The 24,501-nt window shown below is 61.1% G+C and carries 20 protein-coding genes; 10 read left to right on the top strand and 10 right to left on the bottom strand.

All coding sequences use genetic code 11. The features are described 5' to 3' along the window. Positions 1 to 127: 127 nt before the first annotated feature. From gcvPA to tyrS, 6 genes are all read left to right on the top strand, one after another. On the top strand, positions 128 to 1,474 hold the full coding sequence (gcvPA, locus tag Q1B40_RS05425) for an aminomethyl-transferring glycine dehydrogenase subunit GcvPA (protein ID WP_299811123.1): 1,347 nt from the start codon (positions 128 to 130) through the stop codon (positions 1,472 to 1,474). Beyond that, positions 1,471 to 3,063 (top strand): aminomethyl-transferring glycine dehydrogenase subunit GcvPB, encoded by a 1,593-nt coding sequence (gene gcvPB, locus Q1B40_RS05430; RefSeq protein WP_299811125.1) that lies wholly within the window; start codon positions 1,471 to 1,473, stop codon positions 3,061 to 3,063. The genes gcvPA and gcvPB overlap by 4 nt, the downstream gene beginning before the upstream one ends. A 415-nt stretch (positions 3,064 to 3,478) precedes the next feature. Further along, positions 3,479 to 4,063, top strand: coding sequence for a hemerythrin domain-containing protein (locus Q1B40_RS05435; protein ID WP_299811127.1), 585 nt, complete (start codon positions 3,479 to 3,481; stop codon positions 4,061 to 4,063). 263 nt (positions 4,064 to 4,326) lie between these two features. After that, on the top strand, positions 4,327 to 4,794 hold the full coding sequence (locus tag Q1B40_RS05440; RefSeq protein WP_299811130.1) for a MarR family winged helix-turn-helix transcriptional regulator: 468 nt from the start codon (positions 4,327 to 4,329) through the stop codon (positions 4,792 to 4,794). A gap of 4 nt (positions 4,795 to 4,798) precedes the next feature. Then, a complete protein-coding gene (locus Q1B40_RS05445) occupies positions 4,799 to 5,452 on the top strand; it encodes a cysteine hydrolase (protein ID WP_299811132.1) in 654 nt (217 codons plus the stop codon). A 608-nt stretch (positions 5,453 to 6,060) separates the two neighbouring features. Beyond that, the gene (gene tyrS / locus Q1B40_RS05450) at positions 6,061 to 7,338 is read left to right on the top strand and encodes a tyrosine--tRNA ligase (protein ID WP_299811133.1); all 1,278 of its coding nucleotides are present in this window, start codon (positions 6,061 to 6,063) and stop codon (positions 7,336 to 7,338) included. A gap of 81 nt (positions 7,339 to 7,419) precedes the next feature. On the opposite strand, the gene adh is transcribed toward tyrS, so the two are convergent. The 7 genes from adh to Q1B40_RS05485 form a co-directional block, all read right to left on the bottom strand. Continuing rightward, the gene (gene adh / locus Q1B40_RS05455) at positions 7,420 to 8,940 is read right to left on the bottom strand and encodes an aldehyde dehydrogenase (protein WP_299811135.1); all 1,521 of its coding nucleotides are present in this window, start codon (positions 8,938 to 8,940) and stop codon (positions 7,420 to 7,422) included. 129 nt (positions 8,941 to 9,069) lie between these two features. Beyond that, positions 9,070 to 10,029 carry a GAF domain-containing protein gene (locus Q1B40_RS05460; protein WP_299812545.1) on the bottom strand — a complete coding sequence of 320 codons (960 nt, stop codon included), beginning with the start codon at positions 10,027 to 10,029 and terminating at the stop codon, positions 9,070 to 9,072. 294 nt (positions 10,030 to 10,323) lie between these two features. Further along, positions 10,324 to 11,463, bottom strand: coding sequence for a site-specific DNA-methyltransferase (locus tag Q1B40_RS05465; protein ID WP_299811137.1), 1,140 nt, complete (start codon positions 11,461 to 11,463; stop codon positions 10,324 to 10,326). Positions 11,464 to 11,524: 61 nt separating this feature from the next. Further along, entirely contained in the window at positions 11,525 to 12,121 is a 597-nt protein-coding gene (locus tag Q1B40_RS05470; RefSeq protein ID WP_299811140.1) for a hypothetical protein, read from the bottom strand. Positions 12,122 to 12,140: 19 nt separating this feature from the next. Beyond that, complete coding sequence (locus Q1B40_RS05475) at positions 12,141 to 12,911, bottom strand: ABC transporter substrate-binding protein (protein ID WP_299811142.1); 771 nt, start codon at positions 12,909 to 12,911, stop codon at positions 12,141 to 12,143. A gap of 98 nt (positions 12,912 to 13,009) precedes the next feature. Beyond that, on the bottom strand, positions 13,010 to 13,816 hold the full coding sequence (locus Q1B40_RS05480; RefSeq protein WP_299811144.1) for an amino acid ABC transporter permease: 807 nt from the start codon (positions 13,814 to 13,816) through the stop codon (positions 13,010 to 13,012). A gap of 310 nt (positions 13,817 to 14,126) precedes the next feature. Beyond that, positions 14,127 to 14,927, bottom strand: a complete 801-nt coding sequence (locus Q1B40_RS05485; protein ID WP_299811146.1) for a transporter substrate-binding domain-containing protein — start codon at positions 14,925 to 14,927, stop codon at positions 14,127 to 14,129. A gap of 222 nt (positions 14,928 to 15,149) precedes the next feature. Here Q1B40_RS05485 and Q1B40_RS05490 point away from each other — a divergent pair, with 222 nt between their 5' ends. Beyond that, the gene (locus tag Q1B40_RS05490; protein WP_299812547.1) at positions 15,150 to 16,637 is read left to right on the top strand and encodes an AMP nucleosidase; all 1,488 of its coding nucleotides are present in this window, start codon (positions 15,150 to 15,152) and stop codon (positions 16,635 to 16,637) included. Positions 16,638 to 16,704: 67 nt separating this feature from the next. Here the strand turns inward: Q1B40_RS05490 and bfr are convergent, their stop codons facing one another. From bfr to mutY, 3 genes are all read right to left on the bottom strand, one after another. Beyond that, positions 16,705 to 17,190 carry a bacterioferritin gene (gene bfr, locus Q1B40_RS05495; RefSeq protein ID WP_299811148.1) on the bottom strand — a complete coding sequence of 162 codons (486 nt, stop codon included), beginning with the start codon at positions 17,188 to 17,190 and terminating at the stop codon, positions 16,705 to 16,707. A 256-nt stretch (positions 17,191 to 17,446) separates the two neighbouring features. Beyond that, entirely contained in the window at positions 17,447 to 17,929 is a 483-nt protein-coding gene (locus tag Q1B40_RS05500) for a fasciclin domain-containing protein (RefSeq protein ID WP_299811150.1), read from the bottom strand. A gap of 238 nt (positions 17,930 to 18,167) precedes the next feature. Continuing rightward, positions 18,168 to 19,256, bottom strand: coding sequence for an A/G-specific adenine glycosylase (gene mutY, locus Q1B40_RS05505; RefSeq protein ID WP_299811152.1), 1,089 nt, complete (start codon positions 19,254 to 19,256; stop codon positions 18,168 to 18,170). Between the two features lie 237 nt (positions 19,257 to 19,493). On the opposite strand from mutY, the gene Q1B40_RS05510 reads away from it, so the two are divergent. The 3 genes from Q1B40_RS05510 to smc all read left to right on the top strand — a co-directional run bounded on the left by Q1B40_RS05510 (position 19,494) and on the right by smc (position 24,460). Then, complete coding sequence (locus Q1B40_RS05510; RefSeq protein ID WP_299811154.1) at positions 19,494 to 20,003, top strand: DUF721 domain-containing protein; 510 nt, start codon at positions 19,494 to 19,496, stop codon at positions 20,001 to 20,003. A 275-nt stretch (positions 20,004 to 20,278) separates the two neighbouring features. After that, positions 20,279 to 20,914 carry a DsbA family protein gene (locus Q1B40_RS05515; protein ID WP_299811156.1) on the top strand — a complete coding sequence of 212 codons (636 nt, stop codon included), beginning with the start codon at positions 20,279 to 20,281 and terminating at the stop codon, positions 20,912 to 20,914. 87 nt (positions 20,915 to 21,001) lie between these two features. Beyond that, positions 21,002 to 24,460, top strand: a complete 3,459-nt coding sequence (gene smc / locus Q1B40_RS05520; protein WP_299811158.1) for a chromosome segregation protein SMC — start codon at positions 21,002 to 21,004, stop codon at positions 24,458 to 24,460. Positions 24,461 to 24,501 lie beyond the last annotated feature (41 nt).

Genomic DNA, 24,501 nt, shown 5'->3' on the forward strand with positions numbered 1-24,501 from the left:
GGGAACCCTGAGCCGGGAGTTTTTCGGCTCACTGGTCCCGGGTCCCGCGTTGTTCGCCCGGGAATATGAACCGGAAGGTTTGAGCTTACGCCGGCTAATTGATTTTGTAACTCTTGGGAGCTGCCTGATGCGCTACCTGCCTTTAAACGATACCGACCGGAGCGACATGCTCGCGCGGATAGGCGTCGGTTCGATTGACGACCTGTTTGCGGATATTCCTGCAAATGTCCGCCTCAACGATCTTCTGGACCTTCCCGGACGCGCCACTGAAATGGAGGTCGAGCGCAGGCTCTCCGCCATGGCCGCGAAGAATACGTCCGCGGGGTCCGTTCCGTTTTTTGTCGGGGCAGGGGCCTACAAGCACCATGTTCCGGCCACCGTCGATCATCTGATCCAGCGCTCGGAATTCCTGACGTCCTACACGCCCTATCAGCCGGAAATCACGCAAGGCACGCTGCAGTACCTGTTCGAGTTCCAGACCCAGGTTGCGCGTCTGACCGCCATGGATGTGGCCAATGCCTCCATGTATGACGGCTCGACCGGCACCGGCGAGGCCGTGCTGATGGCCCACCGCATTACCCGGCGCAACAAGGCGGTGCTGTCCGGCGGTCTGCATCCGCAATACCGCGCCGTGGTCGAAGGCCTGTCGGCGATGGCCGGCGACCAGGTGGTCAGCCTGCCGGCCGACCCGAGCGGCACCGAGGACATTCTTGCGCAGATCGACGACGAGACCTCCTGCGTTGTGGTCCAGTCGCCGTCCTTCTACGGTCAGCTGATCGATCTGAAGCCGATTGCCGAGAAGGCCCATGCCCACAAGGCCCTGCTGATCGCGGTCTTCACCGAAGTGGTCTCGCTCGGCCTGATCGAGCCGCCCGGAACGCAAGGCGCGGATATCGTGGTCGGCGAGGGCCAGTCCATCGGCAACGGCCTGAATTTCGGCGGGCCATACGTCGGCCTCTTCGCCACCCGCCAGAAATACGTCCGCCAGATGCCCGGGCGTCTGTGCGGCGAAACCGTGGACGCGGAAGGCAAGCGCGGTTTCGTGCTGACGCTGTCCACGCGCGAGCAGCACATCCGCCGTGACAAGGCGACGTCGAATATCTGCACCAACTCCGGCCTCTGCTGCCTCGCCTTCACCATCCACATGTCGCTGCTGGGGCAGGCGGGCTTGACGAAACTCGCCCGCGTCAACCACGCCAACGCGGTGAAGCTGAAGTCGCTTCTTGCCGGCGTTCCCGGTGTCGAGATTCTGAATTCGGCCTATTTCAACGAATTCACCATCGCCCTGCCGAAACCGGCCGGGGAAGTGGTGGAACGGCTTGCCGAACGCGGCATTCTCGCCGGGCTGCCGGTCTCCCGGCTGGAGCCGGACAACGGGGATATCGCCAATCTGCTGGTGGTCGCCTCGACCGAAGTCAACACGGATGAAGACCGCGCGGCCTTTGCGAGCGCGCTGAAGGAGGTGCTGGCATGAGCATGAACACGCAAGGGCGCCCGACCAGACCGGGCGAGGCGGACGGAGCCTTCCATCCCAAGACCTTCACCGGCAACAGCGGGCTCGACATGGAAGAGCCGCTGATCTTCGAATTCGGGTCGCTGGAAACCACCGGTGTCGATCTGGACGAAGACGACGGTGTGGAATTCGAACTCGGCGGCCACAGGCGCCAGGCCGAAATCGGTCTGCCCGGCCTCGCCGAACCGGAAGCCATGCGCCACTACGTGCGCCTGTCGCGCAACAATTACGCGATCGACAGCGGACTCTACCCGCTCGGCTCGTGCACCATGAAGCACAATCCTCGGCTGAACGAGAAGATGGCCCGTCTGCCGGGCTTCGGCGATATCCATCCCTTGCAGCCCGTCTCTTCCGTTCCGGGCGCGCTGGAGCTGATCGACGAACTGGCTCACTGGCTGATGGTATCCACCCACATGTCCGCCGTCGCCATGAGCCCGAAAGCCGGCGCCCACGGCGAATTATGCGGCATGATGGCGATCAAGGCGGCCCATACCGCCGCCGGACGTGACCCGAAGATCGTGCTGGTGCCGGAAAGCGCCCACGGCACCAATCCGGCAACCGCCGCGCTGCTCGGCTACAAGGTCGTCTCCATCGCCGCCAAGGACGATGGAACGGTCGATCTCGATGCCCTCAAGGCGACAGCCGAGGAGCATACCGGCAATATCGCCGGCATCATGCTGACCAACCCGAACACCTGCGGGCTGTTCGAGCGCGACATCAAGCTGATCGCCGACCTGATCCACGCCGCCGACGCCTATTTCTACTGCGACGGCGCCAACTTCAACGCCATTGTCGGCAAGGCGCGGCCAGGAGACCTCGGCGTCGACGCCATGCACATCAACCTGCACAAGACCTTCTCCACGCCCCATGGCGGCGGCGGGCCGGGCTCCGGCCCCGTGGTCCTGTCCGAACGGCTGGCGCCTTTCGCACCGCTGCCTTTCATCCGCAAGACGCAGAGCGGGCTGGAACTGGTTGAAACCACATCGGCGACAACGGAGGGCGAGCAGCCCTTCGGCCGCATGACGGCTTTCCATGGCCAGATGGGCATGTATGTGCGCGCGCTCTCCTACATGATGAGCCACGGCTCGGACGGTCTGAAGCAGGCCTCCGAGGATGCGGTCCTCAACGCCAACTATATCCGTGTCGGCCTGCAGGACCTGATGAGCCTTCCCTTCGGCGAGCGGCCCTGCATGCACGAAGTGCTGTTCGACGACAGCTTCCTGAAGGATACCGGCGTCACGACGCTCGATTTCGCCAAGGCGATGATCGATGAGGGCTATCATCCGATGACGATGTATTTCCCGCTGGTTGTCCACGGGGCCATGCTGATCGAGCCGACGGAATCTGAAAGCCGGGCTGCGCTCGACCTGTTCATCGCCACCATGCGCGACCTGGTCATGAGTGCCAAACGCGGCGAAACCGACCGGTTCTCCGGCGCGCCCTACCTGGCTCCGCGCCGCCGCCTGGACGAAACCGCCGCAGCCCGCAAACCGGTCCTGAAATGGACCGAACCCGAAGCGGCGGAAGTGAGCCCGGCCGCAGCGGAATAGGCGGCAGGCAGCCGGCCGATACGACAAGGACACCCCGGCTTCGGCCGGGGTTCCAGACTGCTGACACACCCGACTTCGTCATTCCAGAAAAGTGCAGCAACGCTGCGCTCAGATCTGGAATCCAGCGCATATGAGCGAGCGGCAGCGAGCACAAAAATTAAATAAGCATTTGAAATTATTGAATTAAGGCGCGCCTTCGGCGCAGAATATGTCTGGATTCCAGATCGGCGCTCGACTGGCGCCTCACTTGTCTGGAATGACGCTGCAATCGGTCTTGCCGCGTGCTTCCGCCGGAAAGGGAAGGCGTGAGGACGGATAGTCCGGAATTGTTGCTGAACACACTGTTTCCTTAAAGTCAGACGGATTCCGGCTATAAGGACTGCTGGCAAGACGTCTGGCAAAGCGAAGGAAAACCATGACCGACCCGACGCATCTGGACCAGCGGACCGGACTGCCTGAGGAGTGGCTGTATCTCCTCAAGGAACATCCCCGGGTGGACTGGGCCGCGCACCGGAACCTTGGCCCGTTGACCGAATTCTGGCTGGCGCGCCACAACGGGTTTCGCCAGCTTGGCCGGACGCTCGACACGCTGCTCGACGATTTCCGCGAGGAGCGGGTCGCGGCGAAGCAGTTCGGTGGCTTGTTCGCGCCGCGCTTGCAACAGTTCCTTTCCGAACTGCATCATCATCACATGATCGAGGATGAACACTATTTCCCCGTCTTCATGGAAGCGGAAAAACGGCTGGTCGCCGGTTTCGAGCTTCTGGAAGGCGACCACGAGCTGATCCACCACCGTATCGAGACCGTCATTGGCAGCGCCAACACATTTCTCGGCCGATTGCAGCAGGGTGGTCGGGACGGTATCCGCCGGGCGGCGGACGACTACGCCGCCGTCAGCGACAAGCTGCTCACGGGCCTGATGCGCCACCTGGACGACGAGGAGGACATGATCGTGCCTCTTATCCTGGATCGCGGCGAGCACGATCTGGGCCTGTCCTGAGGCCGTTGCGGCCTGGTAAAACCTCATCCACAATGCTGTCCCGGCCTTGAGCCGGGACCTCGGATTCCGCCCTGCAAAGCCTGGGTGGCGAGTTCCGGTGATGTATTCCACACCGCACCTTGGAAAACCACCTCAAGCATCCTCGATCGCCAGATATAACTGCCCGATTGCCTTTCAAATTTCTTGAAACGTGACCGGTGAGAAATGCTGGACAGTTGACATTGCTAATGCCATATTGACAACTAAATTGTCAAAGTAGTGTCATGAGCAAGTCAGTTGAACTTTATGAAATCATCCGCCTGATCCGGCCGGTCCACAGGCGTCTTGCCCGGGCGGTCGAGGCGAAACTGGACGGCACGGGTATCACGGTCGGCATGCGCGCCGTCCTGGAAGTGTTGCAGGATGCCGGTCCGATATCGGTTCCGGATCTGGGGCGCGTGCTGTTCTTGGCCCGTCAGCAGGTTCAGTTGATGGTCAACGAGCTGGAAAAAAAGGGAATGGTTCACCGCAAAGCCAATCCTGCCCACAAGCGTTCGCCCCTGTTCGCGATCACCGAGGCCGGTCAGGCCGGCTTCGGGGAGATCCGCGCACGCGAGAATGACGAGATCGACGCGGTCAGCGGCTTGTTCGCGGAAGAAGATCTTCGCTCCGCGCAGCGTGTGCTCTGCGCGATGCTCGATCATTTTGCGGAATTCGAGGACAACCCGGATCTTCCAAGAGCGCTGGAGTAAACCCATGTCCGTCTACTGGATTGCAGTGACCATCGCCGCATCAGGCCTGATCTGCCTGCTGCTTTATATCGGGTATTGCCTGCGCAAACTGGGAACGCCGACAAAAGGCGCTGACATCGACAGGCAGGCCCGTCCGAACCGGGCGCTGGTCGTGATCGACATTCAGGAGGACTTCACCCGCAACTCCGGCAGGAACGGCTTTGATCCGGCTCTTCGCGACGCGGCTCTTGCCGAGGTCCACCGGGAGATAGAAGCCGCCCGCGCCGAAGGCCATGAAGTGGTTTTCGTGAAGAACATTTTTCGGGACTGGCTGGTCATTGCGGCCATGAAACTGACGGCCGGTGGCATAGGTACGCCGGGGCGGGAGGGCCTGAGGCTCGACAGGACACTCGATGTCGGTGATGCGCCAGTCTTCGAAAAATCCATCGGCGATACCTTCTCCAGTCGCGATTTCGAAGCCTGGCTTGACAGGAAGCGCGTCGGCCGTCTGATCCTGATTGGCCTGGATGCCTGCCATTGTGTTCAGCTCACTGCCAAGGGCGCGCTTGCCCGGGGGTATCGGGTGGAGATCCGCGAAGCGGCGACGCTGAGCAGCACGCCGCAAAAATGGCCGCCCCTGAAAAGCCAGCTTGATGCGGCAGGGGTCATATTCGCCTGAGCGTCATCAACTCTGTCAAGTGAACTGAGAAGCTGAATACCCTCCTCGGCTGTCACCCCGGCCAAGCGTAGCGCTGAGCCGGGGCCCACTCGTTCGCAGAGCCTCTGTTGGGAATCGCCGAGGCCGCTTCCCACACCGCCCCCGGGACAAACAATACGGTGCGCAGGCCCGGAGTGTGTCGCAGCCGTCGATGTAAAATACTTCTGCAGAACCTCTCGTGCCTCCCTTTTTCAGCAAGCGGCACCGCGAGTAGGCCCCGGGTCTCCGCTTCGCGGCACCCGATCCCGGCACGGTCGCCTATCGCAAGCCTCCTCGGGCAGTGTGGAAGCCCCTCACAGAATGACCCAATCGCCAACGAACAATCCAGAAGCCGGGCACCGGGTAACCGGACACCCGCCGAAACAGGCTTGACATCATGCCCGCTGTCGCGCATTTAAAATCCCATGACCAAGATGAGCGCAGCCTTTGTGTATTTTTATTACGTCACCGACATACCGGCGGCTGCGTAGGATCTTGTTCACCTCTTGAAACCTCAAAAGCCGCCGCGTCAGGCGGCTTTTTGGTTTTCAGGACCCTGGCTTCCTGGCGGGAAACCCAGGACACCGAAAATGACCAGCCACATGATCGAAGCCGGCAAGCCGGCGACCAGATTAAAATCGGAAGCGCTCGCCGTACTTCTGGAGCGCGGGCTCGTGCACCAGTGCACGGACCTCGAAGCGCTCGACCGCACGCTTTCCGAAGGACCGCTGACCGCCTATGCCGGTTTCGACGCGACGGCGGCCAGCCTGCATGTCGGCCACCTGATGCCGCTGATGACCATGCGCTGGCTGCAGAAGCTGGGCCACCGGCCGATCGTCGTGATGGGCGGCGGCACCAGCCTGATCGGCGATCCGAGCTTCCGCAAAGACGCCCGGCCCATGCTGGAAGAGCGGCAGATCGCAGCGAATATCGCCACGATCCGCCGGTCCGTGGAGCGTCTCGTCGACATGGAAGGGCCCGATGGCGCGATGCTGGTCGACAATGCCGAGTGGCTGAACGAGTTCCGCTTCCTGGAATTCCTGCGTGACTACGGCTCCCGCTTCACCGTCAACCGGATGATGACCTTCGACAGCGTCAAGTCGCGCCTCGATGCGCAGATGCCGCTGACCGTGCTGGAATTCTGCTACATGATGCTGCAGGCCGTCGATTTCCTGGAACTCGCCAAGCGTCATGACTGTGTCCTGCAGGTCGGCGGATCGGACCAGTGGGGCAATATCGTCAATGGCGTCGAGCTTGGCCGCCGCGACGGGCGCAAGCTTCACGGCCTCACCGTGCCGCTCCTGACCACCGCGAGCGGTGCAAAGATGGGCAAGACGGCCGCCGGCGCCGTCTGGCTGCACCCTGAACACCTGTCGCCTTTCGGCTTCTGGCAGTTCTGGCGCAACACGGCCGATGCCGATGTCGGCAGGTTCCTGCGGCTGTTCACAGAGCTGCCGATGAGCGAGATCGACCGTCTTTCGGCGCTGCAGGGAGCCGAACTGAACGAGGCCAAGAAGATCCTCGCGACCCAGGTTACGGCTATCGTCCACGGGCCGGAAGAAGCCCGCGCTGCTCTGCAGCAGGGCGATGCGTTGTTCGCCGGCGAAGGCGAGATCCTGGAGCCCTCTCACAAGTTGCCGCTGGCCTCGCTGGCCGAAGGACTGGGATTGCTGGAAGTTGTCGTCTCTGTCGGTTTTGCGGCCTCCAACGGGGAGGCCCGCCGTCTGGTGGAAGGCGGCGGTGTACGCCTCAACAACAGGATCGTCGACGATCCCCGCCGCCGCATCGCCATTGGCGACCTTCAGGCCAATGACAGGCTGTCGGTCTCTGTCGGAAAACGACGCAAGGCGCTGGTGGGGTTTGCGTGAGGCGAACGGAAAAACGGGGCAGCCCTTCTCAGGACTGCCCCGCCATGTTCACGATGCAAAGCCGGACAGCGCGAAACGCTGTCAGAAAAACCCGAGTTTGTTCGGGTTGTAGCTGACCAGCATGTTCTTGGTCTGCTGATAGTGGTCCAGCATCATCTTGTGGTTTTCCCTGCCGATGCCCGACTGCTTGTAGCCGCCGAAGGCGGCATGAGCCGGGTAGGCGTGGTAGTTGTTGACCCAGACCCGGCCGGCTTCGATGGCGCGGCCGAAGCGGTAGCAGGTATTCGCGTCGCGCGACCACACGCCGGCACCCAGGCCGTACATGGTGTCGTTGGCGATGGCGAGTGCTTCGGCCTCGTCCTTGAAGGTGGTGACCGACACGACCGGTCCGAAGATTTCCTCCTGGAACACGCGCATTTTGTTGTGGCCCTTCAGGATGGTGGGCTGGATGTAGAACCCGCCCTCCAGATCGCCGTCGAATTTGGCTTCGCTGCCGCCGCACAGAACCTCGGCGCCTTCCTCGACGCCGATGGTCAGATAGGACAGGATCTTGTCCTGCTGTTCCCGGCTCGCCTGGGCACCAACCATGGTGTCGAGCAGGCGCGGGTCGCCCTGCTTGATCGCTTTCACGCGCGCGATGGCCCGCTCGATGAAGGCCTCGTAGATGTCCTCCTGGATCAGCGCACGGCTCGGGCAGGTGCACACTTCACCCTGATTGAAGGCGAACAGCACGAAGCCTTCGATGGCCTTGTCCAGAAACGCATCGTCCTCGCGCATCACGTCGGAAAAGAAGATGTTCGGTGACTTGCCGCCGAGTTCCAGCGTCACCGGGATCAGGTTCTCGGTGGCGTATTGCATGATCATCTTGCCGGTCTGGGTGGAACCGGTGAAGGCGATCTTGGCAATACGGGAAGATTTCGCCAGCGGTGCGCCGACCTCGGCGCCATAGCCATTGACGATGTTGAGCACACCGTCCGGAAGAAGGTCGCCGATCAGTTCGGCCAGCACCATGATCGCCGCTGGCGTCTGTTCTGCAGGCTTGAGCACGACGCAGTTGCCGGCGGCAAGCGCCGGAGCCAGTTTCCAGGCGGCCATCAGGATGGAGAAGTTCCACGGAATGATCTGACCGACCACTCCGAGCGGTTCCTGGAAGTGATAGGCGATCGTATCGGCGTCGATCTCCGACATGGATCCTTCCTGGCCGCGCAGAACACCGGCGAAATAGCGGAAGTGATCGACCGAAAGCGGGATATCCGCCGCGGTTGTCTCACGGATCGGCTTGCCGTTGTCCCAGGTTTCGGCCTTGGCCAGAAGATCCAGGTTTTCTTCCATGCGGTCGGCGATTTTCAGCAGGACGTTGGCGCGTTCCGCTGCCGGGGTCCCGCTCCAGCCGGATTTTGCCGCATGTGCAGCGTCGAGTGCCAGTTCCACGTCCGCCGCGTCAGAGCGGGCGACGTCACAGACGGGCTGGCCGGAAATCGGCGTTATGTTGGAAAAATAGCGGCCGTTCACCGGAGCGACGAACTTGCCGCCGATGAAATTGTCGTATTTCGCATTGAAGGGCGACACGTTGTCGACCGCAATCCTGGGCATCTGGTTCATGAATATCCTCCTCGTGTTTCCCGATCCTCCACCGGGAATGAGGGGACTTTGCCGAAGCCTTGGCCTTGTGCACAGATGGGGGGAGGCGGTGACTAGGAGGAGGTGTCTCAGGCATGAGACAGGTCCGGATCAGTTTCCGCCGATCCCGAGCCGCTTCATGCGCCGGTAGAGGGTGGCCCGGCCGATACCCAGTGCGCGCGCGGCCTCGGACACGTTACCCCTTGCCCGGGAGAGCGCCCGCATCACCGCTGCCCGTTCTGCCTTCTCGAAACCGGTTGGACCGTCCTCGCGTCCGAGCAGGTCCGAGGCCGGAAGCGGAGCGACCCGGCCAAAGGCGTTCAGCCCGAAAGCCTTGCGGGCGGCGCGCGTCGCTCCTTGCACGATGTCATCGCCGTCGACCGCGAGCAGCATGGCCGAGTCGGTGGCGTCCTTGTCGGCGAAGACGATACGACTGCCGGAAAAGGCGGCGCGGAAGGCATCGATTTCGATCTGGCGCGCAGTTTGGGTGACCATGGCCGCGATCAGACGGTTGAAGGCTTCCGTCTGGTCGGATCTTGCCGACGAGACGTCGAGCGCGCCGGCGAGATGTCCGTCGGGGCCGAAGATCGGCGCGTCCATGCAGCTGAGACCGGCGTTGCGTGCAAGGAAGTGTTCGCTCTGGTGGATGATGACGTTACGCTGTTCGGCAATGCAGGTGCCGACACCATTGGTGCCGACTGCAGCCTCGCTCCAGTCCGCCCCGACCGCAAGTCCCCAGGTCTGGAATTCGCCTTCGTCCGCGTCACTGCAGCGCTGGTCGAGCACGATGCCATCGGCGTCGGTCAGAACGACGGCGCAGCCCGACTGTCCGACAAGCCCGAACAGCTGGTCCAGTTTCGGTGCCGCAATCTGCAGCAGCGAGCCGGTTCTGTCACGGCGCTGGCGCAGTTCGGGCGCATCGAGACGATCCGGGGCACTTTCTTCGCCAGGATGCAGGCCATGCCGCTCGATGGACCTGCGCCATGACGCGGCAATCTGCGAAACGGCAGGTGCCGAACTCGATTCCACGGTTCGGAAGACGGTTTCCACGTGTTCTTTCATGTCTGCGATCAACGATCAAAGTGCACAGCCGAAAAGTCCGGCGCGTGTCCTTCGACGCTCCTCCCGAGAACGCTTCAAGGAAAGGCCAGAGTGCAGCGGATGAGCGGCATGTTCAAGCCACCGCGTCGAACGGTCCTGCGATGTGTCTCAGTTCCGGGACTCCTTGCGGAAAATTCGTGCGCGCCGTCAGCTTGCTTCTTGTGACGGACCGACCGCACAAAGAAAATCCCCGCCTCCTTTTCTGGGAGACGGGGCTCAGTTAATCGCGGGGAACGCGAAGGTCGTTTCTGCTTGTAAGCCTGCTTATGCCTGCAGGCGGGATCTGACTTCCTTGCGGAGTTCGTCGATAGGCGATTTTGTCGGACCGTCCTGGGTGTGCCAGAAGGTCCAGCCGTTGCAGGCTTCCTGGCCCTGGACCAGAGCTCCGACCTTGTGGATCGAACCGGTGTGGTCGCCCGATTTGAGCGAGCCGTCCGCCCGGACGATGGCAAGATGTTTGCCCCTGGAACAGCTCAGTTCCGTCCCCGGTGCCAGCAGGCCGCTTTCCAGAAGGGTGCCGAAGGGAATGCGCTTCAGGGCGCGTTTGCCCTGCTGCATCTCCAGTGCTTCCGCATCGCCCGGCTCGATCGCCTTGATGCGGGCGGTGGCGGCGTCGATATAGTCCTGCTCGCGCTCCACACCGACATAATTGCGGCCGAGTTTCTTGGCGACAGCGCCCGTGGTGCCGGTGCCGAAGAACGGGTCGAGCACGACATCTCCCGGCTTGGAGGAGGCGGTCAGGACACGGTAAAGCAGGGCTTCCGGTTTCTGGGTCGGATGCACCTTCTGGCCCGCCTTGTCCTTCAGCCGTTCTGAACCTGTGCACAGCGGCAGGTGCCAGTCGGAGCGCATCTGCAGATCCTCGTTGAAGGTCTTCAGCGCGTCGTAATTGAAGGTCGGCTTGGCATTCTTGGATTTCACAGCCCAGATCATCGTCTCATGGGCATTGGTGAACCGCTTGCCGCGAAAGTTCGGCATCGGGTTGGACTTCAGCCAGACGATGTCATTCATGATCCAGAAGCCGAGATCCTGAAGCATCGCTCCGACCCGGAAGATGTTGTGATAGGAGCCGATCACATACAGCGAGCCGTCCGGCTTCATCACCCGGCGCACGGCAAGCAGCCAGGCGCGGGTGAAGGCGTCATAGGCCTGAAAGCTGTCGAACTGATCCCAGTGATCGTCGCAGGCATCCACCTTCGACTGGTCGGGTCTGTGCAGATCGCCGCCCAGCTGGAGATTATAGGGCGGATCCGCAAAGACCAGGTCGACCGACCGGGACGGCAGCTTTTCAAGGGCGGACACGCAGTCGCCCTTGAGGATCGTATTGAGCCAGGAAGCGCTTGCCTCCGGCTGATCTGATTGGTGGGGTGCCGCGAAGGACACCCCGGTACGCAGTACACTCATTGCGACGCATTACCTCACGCAATTTAGAGCGTCATGGTTACCGGTTTTGGTAAATCAGGTGTTAAGCGACTGGAACAAAAATTCCCGTTGAATCAATGGTTTGTTTACAATAGTAAAAGTTGAATGAGAGGTTAACGGCCGCTGTCGGCCGAAAACGCCGGAATTCTGCTGATTTCAATGTATGCACGACCGGAGGTTGTCTTTCATTCGTTAAAGATTGGCTGAATCGCCCTCCGGTTTTTTTTCGACACAGCGGCATTCCCAATGACATTTTCACCGATAACGGCATTAACCACGTCACCGGAGCGGATGAAACGCTGCCTTTGCGTGAAACGTAGGGTGATTTGCCCGTTGGTGCCGCTTCGGGAGCCTTGAACCGGATCGTGTCGTCTTCACGTCGGGCGCGAGCCCCTAGGGTGTGGACCCATAAAATTGTACATTCAGGCATCAATCCGACAAAGAAGAGCAAGGAAAAGCCTGAAGAGCCATGCTGGTGCATGGGGCAAAGGCTTTGACGCGGCTCTTCGCAGCCGGATTGATGTCCTTCGGATCGTTCAGAAAGCGACTGTCTCCAGCGTTGCAAAATCTTGAAAACCAGAAAGGTTTCCTGCGATCTTGCGCCTTGGCGCAAATCATTTTCTGAACGACCTGAAAGCATAATTTTATGAGTCCACACCCTAATCCAGCCGGTGTTGCTCCAGATAGATCCGGTTGTATTTGTCCAGAAGTCCGTCGACCATGGCGAGATATCCAGGTTCGGCGAGTATCTCGTCTATTTCTTCCAGATGTTCGAGATAGGCGGACCTGTTCGATATGGAAATATGCAGGAGACCGCGCGTGAGCGGCTTGGGTAGGACGGATATCCTGTCCTCATAGCCATGCAGATCGCGTTGCAGCACGCCGATCTGTTTGCCGGTCACCAGAAAATCCGCCCGTCCGGCATCCAGAAACCGGAAAGCCTGCAACCGGCTGTCCAGTCTTTGAAGGGTGGTGTTGGCCTCCAGAAAGGCGTCATTCTTCTGCCCGATACTGACACCGTTGAGCATGATGGCGCGTTTTCCGGCCAGGTCTTCAAGGGTGTCGAATTCGAATTCAGAGCCCCTGGGCACGAACACGGAGATTTCGTTGATGCCCATCGGATTTCGGGTGAAGGTCGAGTATTCTTGCCGCGCGTCGTTCACGAAGGCGCAGATGTTGACGTCGATCTTGCCGCTTTCGACGTATTTCTGGCAGCGGCTCCAGGGGCCGATGTAGTCCGTGTCGACCTTGAGCTCCATGCGGCTGAAGACGATGTCGGTGATTTCGGCGCAGACGCCGACGATCTTGCCATCCTTGCGCCAGTTCCAGGGCGGGTAGTCCTCATGACCGCAGGCGGTCACGGTGTCGTCTGCAAGCACCGGCACGGAAATCAGGCATGCAACGATCCAGGCCGCGATCATCACGCGCATGTCGCTTCTCCTGCTGCAACCATGGAGTGATCCAGCTTCACAGTACGTTACAAGCTGCGCACCGGCAAGCCGATCACGCCAGGTGCCGCCCGCTTGTGCTAACGGCCTCCAACGTCCCGTGTGCGCTCGAATTTGCGCAGGGCGAGCGACAGGGTGATGGTCATCATCAGGTAGATGAGCGCGACCACGTTATAGGTCTCGAAATAGCGGAAGGACCCGGCCGCATAGATCTTGCCGAGCTGGGTGATGTCGGCAACGCCCAGAACGGAGACGAGGGAACTGTCCTTGATCATGGCGACGAAATCATTGCCGAGCGGCGGCAGGATTGTCTTCAGCGCCTGCGGGAAGACGATCAGCCGGAACCGCTGCCAGCCGGTCATGCCGAGTGCCTTCGCCGCTTCGATCTGCCCGGTGTCGACCGCCTGAATGCCCGCCCGGAACACTTCGGCGATAAAGGCCGAATATCCGATGGTCAGGGCGGCGATCGCCCGCCACAGCAAAGGGAAGTCGCGGGTGCGCAACGTATTCAGCCCCAGGGGCTCCAGAACGGCGTTGATGCCGGCGATGATCAGCGGCGTTGCGACGAAGGCGATATAAAGCAGCAAAACCAGGATCGGCAGCCCGCGTACGATCTCGACATAGAACCTTGCCGTCTGGCGCAGGAATATCGAGCCGGAGAGCGAGGCAAGCGCCAGGAGCAGCCCCAGAACAGAAGCCAGGAAGAAACCGGTCAGGGTCACGAAGACGGTCAGGCCGATCCCGCGCGAGACCGTCGCCATGACCTGCGAATAGATCTCGTCGGTCGCGATCTGGAAAAGCAGAAAGACGGCAAGCCCGCCGGCGGCCACAAGCCAGTAGGGAAAGTCCTGTTCCGGAGTAGTCGTCTGGTTTTTTTTGCCGAACATGGATTCTGACCTGAGGGCTTGAGGGGAACGGGCGGTGATCCCGGAATGCGCCGGTCCTGTTCCGGATCAAGCGCAATCTCCATCGGAAGATACCGAAAAGCTGACAAGGACCGCCTGTTGCTCGGTATCCCGGCCAAGCTAACGGATCGCCGAATTGCCTCCATTATTCAAAGGCATCAAGGCGATAGTCACAGGATCACCGGTTCTGGATCTCCGTCTCGGTTCGTCCGGGGCGACCAAGAACGCGGAGAGCTGGCTGGAAGGTGCGATTGTCACTGAAAACGTGCACACCTTCCACCGGAGCAGGCCATCACTCGGCGGTCTTGTATTCGAAGAACCATTTCTGATTGAGCGCATCCAGTGTGCCGTCGTCCCGCATGCTTTTGATCGCGGCGTTGAACGGTGCGATGAGGTCGGAGCCCTTGGGGAAGATGAAGCCGAAATCCTCCGATCCCATCGGTTCGCCGATCAGCTTGAACGTGTCTGGGTTGGTGGCGACATATCCCTCGCCGCCGGTGCTGTCGGTCAGCACCAGGTCGACGTCCCCGGACTTGAGCGCCTGCACGGCGGCGCCGAAGGTCTCGAACAGCTTGATGCGCGGATTGGCCTCGTCACCGTCCAGCACTTCATAGACAGTGACGTAAAACGGCGTGGTGCCCGGCTGGGCGCCGGCCAGAAAATCGGCGTTCGCGCCAAACTCCCCGGCATCGGTAAAGCGGTTCTCATCGGCGCGCACCAGCATGTACATTTCCGAGCGCATGTAAGGATCGGAGAATGCGACCTGTTCCGCGCGGTCGGCACGAATAGTGATGCCATTCATGGCAACATCGTATTCGCCAGCCGAAATGGCCGGGATCATCGCGTCCCAGCTGGTGTTCTCGATGATCACCTTCATGTTCAGCCGCTTGGCGATTTCTTTGACCGCATCGTATTCCCAGCCGATGGCCGCACCGGTCTTCGGGTCGACGAACTGCAGCGGCGGATAGGTGTTTTCCGACGCGATCACGACTTCCTTCCCGCCCAGGTCAGGCAGCGTGTCTGCAAAGGCGGCATGGCCTGCGCCGATCAGGGAGGCGGCGGCAACCGCCAGTTTCACGATGGTTCGATGCATGGGATGCTCCTTGACGATAGTATGAAGAACATTATCGGTATCCTTGCCTGCGGAAAAGGGCATTGCCGCCGGTTCGCAGGCGACGTTCTGAAAAGTTTTTCTCCGCTCGAAAAAAATTCCGAAATCTACGGTCCGATCTATTGACCCGGGTGAGACTTGGCGGGACTGTAACCAAAAACAACAATAAGGAGACCGTACATGTCCGATACCACCAGCCGGAACATGCAGCCGGCAGCCCGCCGGACCCGCTTTGCCCCCGGCCATCCGCTGGAAGTCTTCACCGATGCGGACAAGGCGGTGGAACGGCTGATCGAGATTTTCGAGGCGAACACCGGTTTCCTGCGGTCCCATTTTCACGATCTTCTCGAGGGCAAGGAGGTCGAGGGCAAGGTGCGCGCCTTTTACCCGCAGGTGCAGATGGTGACGGACAGTCACAGCCGCCTCGACAGCCGGCTTTCCTACGGCTTCGTCTCCAGGCCCGGCAGGCATGCCTCCACGATCACGCGGCCGGATCTCTTCAAGCATTATCTCCAGACTCAGTTGTCGCTGCTCATGAAAAACCACGAGGTGCCGGTTCTCATCGGTGACAGCGAGATGCCGATCCCGCTGCATTTCGCCTTTTACGACGGCACACATGTGGAAGGCGGCGCGGCGGCGGCCAATCTGGACAGGCCGCTGGCCGACATTTTCGATCTGCCGGATCTTACGGTGATGGACGATTCCATCGCCAATGGAACCTATGAGCCGAGCGATGGCATCATGCCTCTGGCGTCGTTCACCGCACCACGGGTCGATTATTCCCTGCACCGGCTGCAGCACTATACGGCGACCCGGGCGGAGCACTTCCAGAACTATGTTCTCTTCACCAACTACCAGTTCTATATCGACGAATTCTGCCGTCTGTCGGGGGAAATGCTGGCGGATCCGGAAAGTGGTTACGAGGCATTTGTCGCGCCCGGAAACCTGATCACCGAAGCCGGGTGTAGCGAGCCTGCCAGCGGCGTCGAACTTCCCAAACTGCCGCAGATGCCGGCCTATCATCTGAAACGCGCAGATGGCAGCGGCATCACCATGGTCAACATCGGTGTTGGCCCGTCGAACGCCAAGACGATCACCGATCATATTGCGGTTCTGCGTCCGCATGTCTGGCTGATGCTCGGCCACTGCGCCGGGCTCCGCAACAGCCAGACGCTGGGCGACTATGTTCTTGCCCATGGCTATGTGCGCGACGACAACGTGCTCAACCAGGACCTGCCCATCTGGGTGCCGATCCCGCCGCTCGCCGAAGTTCAGGTGGCTCTGGAGGATGCGGTCGCCGAGGTGACCGGCATCGACGGCTATGAACTCAAGCGCGTGATGCGCACCGGCACGGTGGTTTCGCTCGACAACCGCAACTGGGAACTCTGGGACCAGCCGGAACTCGTGAAACGGTTTTCACAGTCCAGGGCGATCGCGCTCGACATGGAATCGGCCACGATCGCCGCTAACGGTTTCCGCTTCCGCGTGCCTTACGGAACGCTGCTCTGCGTGTCGGACAAACCGCTGCACGGCGAACTGAAGCTTCCGGGAATGGCAACGGATTTCTACAAGCGCCAGGTCGCCCAGCACCTGGAGATCGGCATCAGGGCCATGGAAAAGATGCGCGCCATGACGGCGGAACGCCTGCATTCACGCAAGCTCAGGAGCTTCGCGGAAACCGCGTTCCAGTAAGACCAAACAAAAAAGGCCGCGGACGCAAGGGCTGTCCGCGGCCATTTGGGCATTGAAAGAGAAGCTGTTACTCGGCTTCGTCAGCCGGAGCGGCATTCAACAGGCCGTAACGCTCGACACCGATGTTTTCCAGCAACTCAAGCTGGGTTTCCAGAAAGTCGATGTGGCCTTCCTCATCCGAGAGCAGTTCCTCGAAGAGCTTCATGGAGACGTAATCGCCTTCCTCGCGGCAGATCTCGCGGGACTTGGAATAGGCCGTGCGGGCTTCATATTCACCGGCAAGGTCCGAATCCAGCACTTCCTTGATGTTCTGGCCGATGCGCAGAGGCGCGACCTTCTGCATGTTCGGGTGGCCTTCAAGGAAGATGATGCGGTCGGTCAGCTTGTCTGCATGCTGCATCTCCTCGATGGATTCTTCGCGCTCCTTCTTGGCGAGACGCGCAAACCCCCAATCGCTCAAAAGGCGGTAGTGAAGCCAGTACTGGTTGATTGCACCGAGTTCCAGAAACAGGGCCTCGTTCAGACAATCGATAACCTTTTGATTTCCCTTCATGGCAATTCTCCTGGAAGCCGGTAATTTAGAATGGTTCTAAAACACATTAGAGTTATTTCAGTGCTCTTGTCCAGTCATAAGGCAAAAGATTTTTCTGAAATGCGGCTCCGTCGAGGCGCCCCTTGCTCCTGAGGCGGAGCGCCGTAACATATTCAATAAAAAGAGTTTTCCCGTCTACTGAAAAAAATGGCGCGATCCCGAAGGACCGCGCCATCTTCAATCACCCGCGCCGCGGGCAACGGATATCGGAAAAACCTCAGGTCTTCGGCAGGATGACTGCGTCAATCACGTGGATAACGCCGTTCGAGGCCTCGATATCAGCGGAGACGACGGTCGCGCCGTCTACCTTTACGCCGTCCGTCGCGTCGACGGAGATTTCGCTGCCCTGAACTGTGGCGACGGAGGCCTTTTTGCCGGCGATGTCGGCCGACATCACTTTGCCCGGGACCACATGGTAGGTGAGTATCGCCACCAGCTTGTCCTTGTTCTCGGGTTTCAGCAGGTCTTCGACTGTGCCCTCCGGCAGCGCGGCGAACGCCTCATCGGTCGGTGCGAACACGGTGAAAGGGCCTTCGCCCTTCAGGGTTTCGACGAGCCCGGCGGCCTGAACAGCGGCTACAAGCGTGTTGAACGAGCCGGCCTCGACCGCGGTATCAACAATGTCCTTGTCGGCGGCCTTGGCGGCGGACAGGGGCAATACGACAAGCAACGCCATGACGATTTTCTGAATAAGTTTCATTCCATACTCCCACTCGGTTCACACAGACACAGCCCTACCGTTCCCGGAAATGCATTTTTCGGGTTCTCTCGAAGTTCCAGTTCAAGTGCCTGTGGTATGGGAGATACGGGCAGCTGCCCGCCTTGGATGAGGAAAAACACTGTTTCGATTTTCAACGGCGATCGGATTTTGGCCCTGGATCGTTTGCCTTGGCCGGGCGCAGCTTGAAACCGGGTTCCGACGCGAATTCCGCCATGCATCAGTCTGACTGGTCGTGATCGCTGGTCAGGGCCAGCGCGAGAACCTTGCGCATCACGGTCGGCAGGGCTTCGCCGTCAAGCGTTTCCGGCTCCGACCACCAGGCGTCTTTCAGGACAGGCGCGCCCGATTCCTCCAGATCGGCGCGAAAGACGTCGAGCCGCAAATGGAAATGGGTGAACGTGTGTTTGACCTCGGCAGTCCGCCGCGTCCACGCCGCGGGGAAAGGGGCACCAGTTGCTGCGTCTTCCCGGTCGAAGACCTCCGACCAGACCGTTCCGGGCACCTCCGTCATGCCGCCCAGAAGACCACTGGGCGGGCGGCGGCGCAGCAGCACGGCACCCGTATTCTTGTCGACCGCGACAAAGGCAGCGCCATAGCGGGTCGGCTTCTGCTTCTTTGGTGCCTTGCGGGGCAGGGTCTCCGCCACGCCGGAAGCGTGAGCCTGGCATCCCGTCATCCACGGGCAGAGCGCACAGGCCGGCCGTCTCGGCGTGCACAGGGTCGCCCCCAGATCCATGACGGCCTGCGCGAAATCGCCGGGACGGGCCTGCGGGGTCAGCTCGGCCATCCGCGCCTTGATCTCCGGTTTCGCATCCGGAAGCGGTGTCTCGATCCGGAAATACCGCGACAGCACCCGCTCCACATTGCCGTCGACCACGGCTGCGTGTCTGTCGAAGGCGATTGTGGCGATGGCGGCGGCTGTATAGGGACCGACGCCCGGAAGCTTCAGGAGGTCTTCCTCGGTATCGGGAAAGCGTCCCTGAAAGTCTGCCGCAACGGCATCTGCGCATTTTTTCAGGTTTCGCGCGCGCGAATAATATCCGAGACCCGCCCAGGCTTTCATCACGTCTTCTTCCGGAGCGGCGGCGAGATCTTCAACGGTCGGCCAGGCCATTGTGAATTTCTCGAAATAGTCCTTCACTGCCGCGACGGTCGTCTGTTGCAACATGACTTCCGACAGCCAGATCCGGTAGGGATCGGGGACTTCGCCGAGCGCGCGGTTCTGCGGGCTGACGCGCCAGGGAAGGCGCCTTGCGTGGCGGTCGTACCAGGTCAGAAGGATTTGCGAGGCAGAAGCAGAGTGCATGAGATCAGCTGAACAAGTCTGGTGAAATGATATGGCAAGTCATTGGATAGCCTGGGGAAAACTTTGGTCTCGGTACCCTGCTGTTCGGATTGGAGAAAGTATTCGTCGTCATTTTGTCTTATTTTATTGAGACACATCATCCCGATTCCTGATACGGGCCGATGCAAAGGCGGTTTCCGCCGGGCGTGTCCCGGTTGGATGAGGAGGTAGGTCATAAGCGCTGCAAAGGCAAATCCGGTGCGCAGGTCGAGAGATGCGAAACTGCTTGCCGAGCTCGTCGGCAAGGCGATGACGCCTGCCTGCAAGAAGCGCGGATTTGCCTCGGTCGATATCATTGCCTCCTGGGGAGATATTGTCGGCGAGCGCTACGGCACGAAGGTCCAGCCGGACAGGCTGATCTGGCCGCGCCGACCGGACCGCAGCGATCCGGAAAATCCACCTGACCCGGCCACTCTGGTCGTCCATACCGATGGTGCGACAGCGCTGCTTCTGTCGCACGACAGTGCGCAGGTCATCGAGCGCATCAACATGTTTTTCGGCTGGGCCGCGATCGGCCGCATCAAGATCCTGCAAAAGCCGGTCACGGTAAAGGCGCCCGAACCCCGCAAGGAGCTTCGCTCCCTCACCGGCACCGAGGAACAGCGCCTGGAAGAACGTCTGGAAGGGGTGGAAAATGACCGCCTGCGCCAGGCCTTGAAGAAGCTCGGCACCCAGGTGATCGCGCGCAATCCGGATCAGGCCGCCTGACATCCTGACGCCGCGATGAGGCGGCAAAAGCCGACCAGCTGATAAAAACTCCGTGAGACCGGCCTTGCCTGCGTCCTCTGTGTTGCCACATTTGAAAAGCTCTGTTGACGCACCGTGCCTTAAGAGGCACATGAGAAAACAGACTTTGTACACTCAGGGCATCCGGCGTTCATGTGAAAGCGCACAGGATGTTCCCGGACTTCAGGATAGATCGGCTTTCCTGCTTCAAGGTGAAAAACCGGCAAGCAGGTGGATCAAAGGAACAGGACGACCCCGTGACCCAGACCCGCAGACAGTTTCTCAAAACCACCGCCCTGGCCGCCACCGCGCTTGCCCTGGCCGGAACCTTTCCGGCGTTCGCACAATCGGTCGATCTGGACGAACTGCTGAAACCGGGCCCGCTCGGCGACAAGGTGCTGGGTGAGGAAGATGCACCGGTGACCATCGTGGAATACGCCTCCATGACCTGCGGTCACTGCGCGAACTTCCACAAGCAGACATACGCCGACATGAAGAAAGACTACATCGATACCGGCAAGGTCCGCTTCATTTTCCGTGAATTCCCGCTGGATCCGGTTGCCGCCGCCGCGTTCATGCTGGCGCGCTGCGCGCCGGCCGACAAGTATTTCGAAATCGTCGACATCATGTTCGAACAGCAGCGCAGCTGGGCCTTCACCGACAATCCCTACCAATCCCTGCTCGATTTTTCCAAACAGATCGGATTTACACAGGAGTCCTTTGAGGAATGCTTGACAAACCAGGGCATGCTGGACGCAGTAAATGCTGTGAAGGATCGCGGCGCCGCTGAGTTCGGTGTGAACTCCACGCCGACATTCTTCATCAACGGGGAAAAGCACTCCGGGGCGCTGTCGATTGATGAGTTGGGCAAGATCATTGAGGAAAACCTCTAAGCCGGCGGTTTTGCAACCGGCCGCCTTGGTATGCCCTGATTTCGCTTCCGGTCTTTCGGCGCCCTGCTTCGCAAGAGGTGGGCGCCGGTGAAGTTTTCCAAGCTCCGTATCGTCGGTTTCAAATCCTTCGTCGAACCGATGGAATTCATCATCGGCAACGGCCTGACCGGTGTGGTCGGGCCGAACGGCTGCGGCAAGTCCAATCTGGTCGAAGCCCTGCGCTGGGTAATGGGCGAAAATTCCTACAAGAACATGCGCGCTTCCGGCATGGACGACGTGATCTTTTCCGGAAGTCTCAACCGGCCTGCGCGCAACACCGCTGAAGTCACTCTTTATCTCGAAAATCTCGACCGCACGGCGCCGTCCGCATTCAACGATGCCGATCTGCTCGAGGTCAGCCGACGGATCGAACGCGAGCAGGGCTCCAACTACAAGATAAATGCCCGCGATGTGCGCGCCCGCGACGTACAGCTGCTCTTTGCCGACGCCTCCACCGGCGCCCGCTCGCCCGCAATGGTGCGCCAGGGCCAGATTGGCGAACTGATCGCCGCCAAACCGACTTCCCGCCGTCAGATCCTGGAAGAAGCCGCCGGCATTTCCGGTCTGCATTCCAGACGCCATGAAGCGGAAATTCGCCTGAGGGCTGCCGAACAGAACCTGGAACGCCTGGAAGACGTGCTCGTCCAGATCGACAGCCAGCTCGACAATCTGCGGCGCCAGTCCCGGCAGGCATCGCGCTACCGGAACCTGTCTTCCGAAATCCGCGCGGCGGAAGCCTCGATCCTCTACATCCGCTGGACGGAAGCCCGCGATGCGTTGTCGGCGGCTGAAATCCAGTTCGCGGATGCGCAAAAGGATGTGAATGAAGCGACCAGCCTGCAGGCGGAAAGCGCCCGTATTCAGGCCATCGCCGCGCACAAGCTGCCTGAACTCAGGGAGGAAGCCGCGGGTGCCGGCGCCGCCCTGCAGCGGCTGGTCATTGCCCGCAACGAACTGGATGCGGAAGAGCGGCGGGTCAAGGAACGGCTGCAGGATCTCGAGCGGCGGCTGGTTCAACTGGTCGAGGACATTCGCCGCGAACAGAGCATGGTTTCGGAAAATGACGAGGTGCTGGAGCGCCTGTCGGAAGAGCGCGCGGAACTTCTGGAAGAAAACGAAATGGTGCAGGAACGCACCGAAAGCGCGCGCGAAAAGGCGGTTGAAGCCGAGGAAGCGGTTCGGGGCCTGGAGGCCCAACTCTCTGAGTTGACGGCAGCGGAAGCACGCGCGAGCGCCGAGCGCCGTCAGCTGGAGCGCGCCGTCGCCGACAGCCGCCAGCGAGCCGACAGGCTTGTTGCCCAGGCGCAGGAAGCCCAGCAGGCGCTGGCGGAAATCGATGCGCGCATGGCCGAGCATGACGGCATTGCCGAGAACCGTGAGGCGCTTGAGCTTGCCGAAGAAACCCTTGCGGAGGCCGAGAGCGCGGTCGAGGAAGCCGAAACGCTGACGCGCGAGGCCCGCGAGCAGGAGCAGTCCGCCCGCGGCCCCTTGAGCGAGGCCCAGCAATTGCAGCAGGGCCTTGAGACGGAAGCCCGCACACTGGAACAGGTGCTCAACGTTCATTCCGAGCAGGATCATACGCCGGTGGTGGAACAGATCCGGGTGGAGCAGGGGTATGAAACCGCCCTCGGCGCCGCGCTCGGCGAGGACCTGGATGCTTCGCTGGAAGAGGCGGCCGCCGTTAAATGGGGCAGCCCCTTGCCAGGGACAGCAGATCCACAGTTGCCCGACGGTGTACGCTCGCTGGCGGATTTCGTCGATGCACCGGAAGAACTCTCCCGGCGTCTGCGTCAGATAGGGATTGTCGACCACACACAGGGCCAGGCTCTTCGTGCGGCGCTCAAGCCGGGACAGCGGCTGGTCTCCAGGGAAGGGGACCTGTGGCGCTGGGACGGCTTTGTGATTGCGGCCAATGCGCCAACGCCGGCCGCGCAGCGCCTGTCCCAGAAGAACAGGCTGGCGGAACTGGCCGAGGAAATCGACACCGCCCGCAGGACGGTGGAGGACCGCAAGGAAATTCTGGAAACCGCCGCCGCGCGCGTCCGCCAGACCGTCGAACTTGAGCAGACCGCCCGCGGCAAGGTTCGCGACGGACAGCGGCAGGCCGCGTCCGCCCGCGAAGCGCTGGCCGCAGCAGAACGCGCCGTGTCCCAGCTTGCCGCCCGGAAGGAAGCCGCCCGGGATCGCGCCGAGCGCATCGGCGAAGAGGCCGAACTGGCACGCGAACAGGTCATTGAGGCCGAAGAGCGCCTTGAATCGGCACCGGACAGCACGAGCTACACGGACCGGATCGCTGATCTTCAGGGGCAGGTTGAAACCGCCCGCGGCGCCCTTGCGGAAGCACGGGCGGTGTCGGAAGGCCTGGCACGTGAACAGCAGATGCGGGACCGGCGCCTGGAGGCGATCGCCCGCGAATATGACGGCTGGAAGACCCGCGCCGCCAACGCCGCCCAGCAGATCGCCGTTCTGAAGGAACGCCGCGACGAGGCGGAAGAGGAGCGGGCGGAACTGATCGAGGCCCCCGAAGACATCGAGATCAAGCGCCGGGAGCTTTTTTCCGCCATTGCCAAGGCGGAAGAAGAGAAAAAGGCCCGCGACGACCGGCTTCAGCAGGCGGAACTGGACCTTGCGGATGTAGATCGCGCCGCCAAGGCGGCAATGGAAGCCATGGCCGGCGCGCGCGAGAAGAAGATCCGCGCCGAGGAGCGTCTGGAGGCGGCCCGCGAACGCAAGAGCAATCTGGAACGCCGGATCGACGAGGACCTGGAAGTCGCCGTCACCGCCCTGCCGGAAATTGCCGGATTGAAGGACGGCGCGCCGCTCCCCGATCCCGAGGCAACGGAGCGCAAGCTTGAGCGGCTGAAGGCGGAGCGCGAGCGCCTCGGCGGCGTCAACCTGCGGGCCGAGGAAGAACTGCGCGAAATCGACGAACAGAAATCGACGCTGACGTCCGAGCGCGACGATCTGATCGAGGCGATTCGCCGTCTGCGCACGGGCATATCCAACCTCAACCGCGAAGCACGCGAACGCCTGCTGACCTCCTTTGAAGTCGTCAACGGCCACTTTCAGCGTCTGTTCACCCATCTCTTCGGTGGCGGCACGGCTGAACTGCAGCTGGTTGATTCCGATGATCCGCTTGATGCCGGGCTGGAAATCATCGCCCGGCCACCGGGTAAGAAGCCGCAGACGATGACCTTGCTGTCGGGCGGCGAGCAGGCGCTCACGGCCATGTCGCTGATCTTCGCGGTGTTCCTGACGAACCCGGCGCCTATCTGCGTTCTCGACGAGGTCGACGCACCGCTCGACGACGCCAATGTGGAGCGCTACTGCGATCTGCTCGACGAAATGGCGTCCAGTACGGAAACCCGCTTCGTGGTCATAACCCACAATCCGATCACGATGGCCCGCATGAACCGTCTGTTCGGGGTAACTATGGCCGAACGCGGGGTTTCCCAGCTGGTTTCGGTGGATCTGGAGACAGCGGAACGATTCCGCGAAACAGGCTGAGACCGCATCTGCTTCGGCGGTGCCGCAAAAGCTTATGCAAC

Source organism: uncultured Roseibium sp., from assembly GCF_947496995.1.
Lineage (GTDB): Bacteria > Pseudomonadota > Alphaproteobacteria > Rhizobiales > Stappiaceae > Roseibium.

Coding starts and splice junctions, on each gene's coding strand:
- Q1B40_RS05440 (WP_299811130.1), top strand. CDS start 4,327: ATGAGCAAGTCAGTTGAACTTTATGAAATCATCCGCCTGATCCGGCCG.
- mutY (WP_299811152.1), bottom strand. CDS start 19,256: ATGCACTCTGCTTCTGCCTCGCAAATCCTTCTGACCTGGTACGACCGC.
- adh (WP_299811135.1), bottom strand. CDS start 8,940: ATGAACCAGATGCCCAGGATTGCGGTCGACAACGTGTCGCCCTTCAAT.
- Q1B40_RS05470 (WP_299811140.1), bottom strand. CDS start 12,121: ATGCTTTCAGGTCGTTCAGAAAATGATTTGCGCCAAGGCGCAAGATCG.
- Q1B40_RS05475 (WP_299811142.1), bottom strand. CDS start 12,911: ATGCGCGTGATGATCGCGGCCTGGATCGTTGCATGCCTGATTTCCGTG.
- Q1B40_RS05445 (WP_299811132.1), top strand. CDS start 4,799: ATGTCCGTCTACTGGATTGCAGTGACCATCGCCGCATCAGGCCTGATC.
- Q1B40_RS05435 (WP_299811127.1), top strand. CDS start 3,479: ATGACCGACCCGACGCATCTGGACCAGCGGACCGGACTGCCTGAGGAG.
- Q1B40_RS05465 (WP_299811137.1), bottom strand. CDS start 11,463: ATGAGTGTACTGCGTACCGGGGTGTCCTTCGCGGCACCCCACCAATCA.
- bfr (WP_299811148.1), bottom strand. CDS start 17,190: ATGAAGGGAAATCAAAAGGTTATCGATTGTCTGAACGAGGCCCTGTTT.
- Q1B40_RS05480 (WP_299811144.1), bottom strand. CDS start 13,816: ATGTTCGGCAAAAAAAACCAGACGACTACTCCGGAACAGGACTTTCCC.
- Q1B40_RS05500 (WP_299811150.1), bottom strand. CDS start 17,929: ATGAAACTTATTCAGAAAATCGTCATGGCGTTGCTTGTCGTATTGCCC.
- Q1B40_RS05490 (WP_299812547.1), top strand. CDS start 15,150: ATGCAGCCGGCAGCCCGCCGGACCCGCTTTGCCCCCGGCCATCCGCTG.
- Q1B40_RS05485 (WP_299811146.1), bottom strand. CDS start 14,927: ATGCATCGAACCATCGTGAAACTGGCGGTTGCCGCCGCCTCCCTGATC.
- gcvPA (WP_299811123.1), top strand. CDS start 128: ATGCGCTACCTGCCTTTAAACGATACCGACCGGAGCGACATGCTCGCG.
- gcvPB (WP_299811125.1), top strand. CDS start 1,471: ATGAGCATGAACACGCAAGGGCGCCCGACCAGACCGGGCGAGGCGGAC.
- tyrS (WP_299811133.1), top strand. CDS start 6,061: ATGACCAGCCACATGATCGAAGCCGGCAAGCCGGCGACCAGATTAAAA.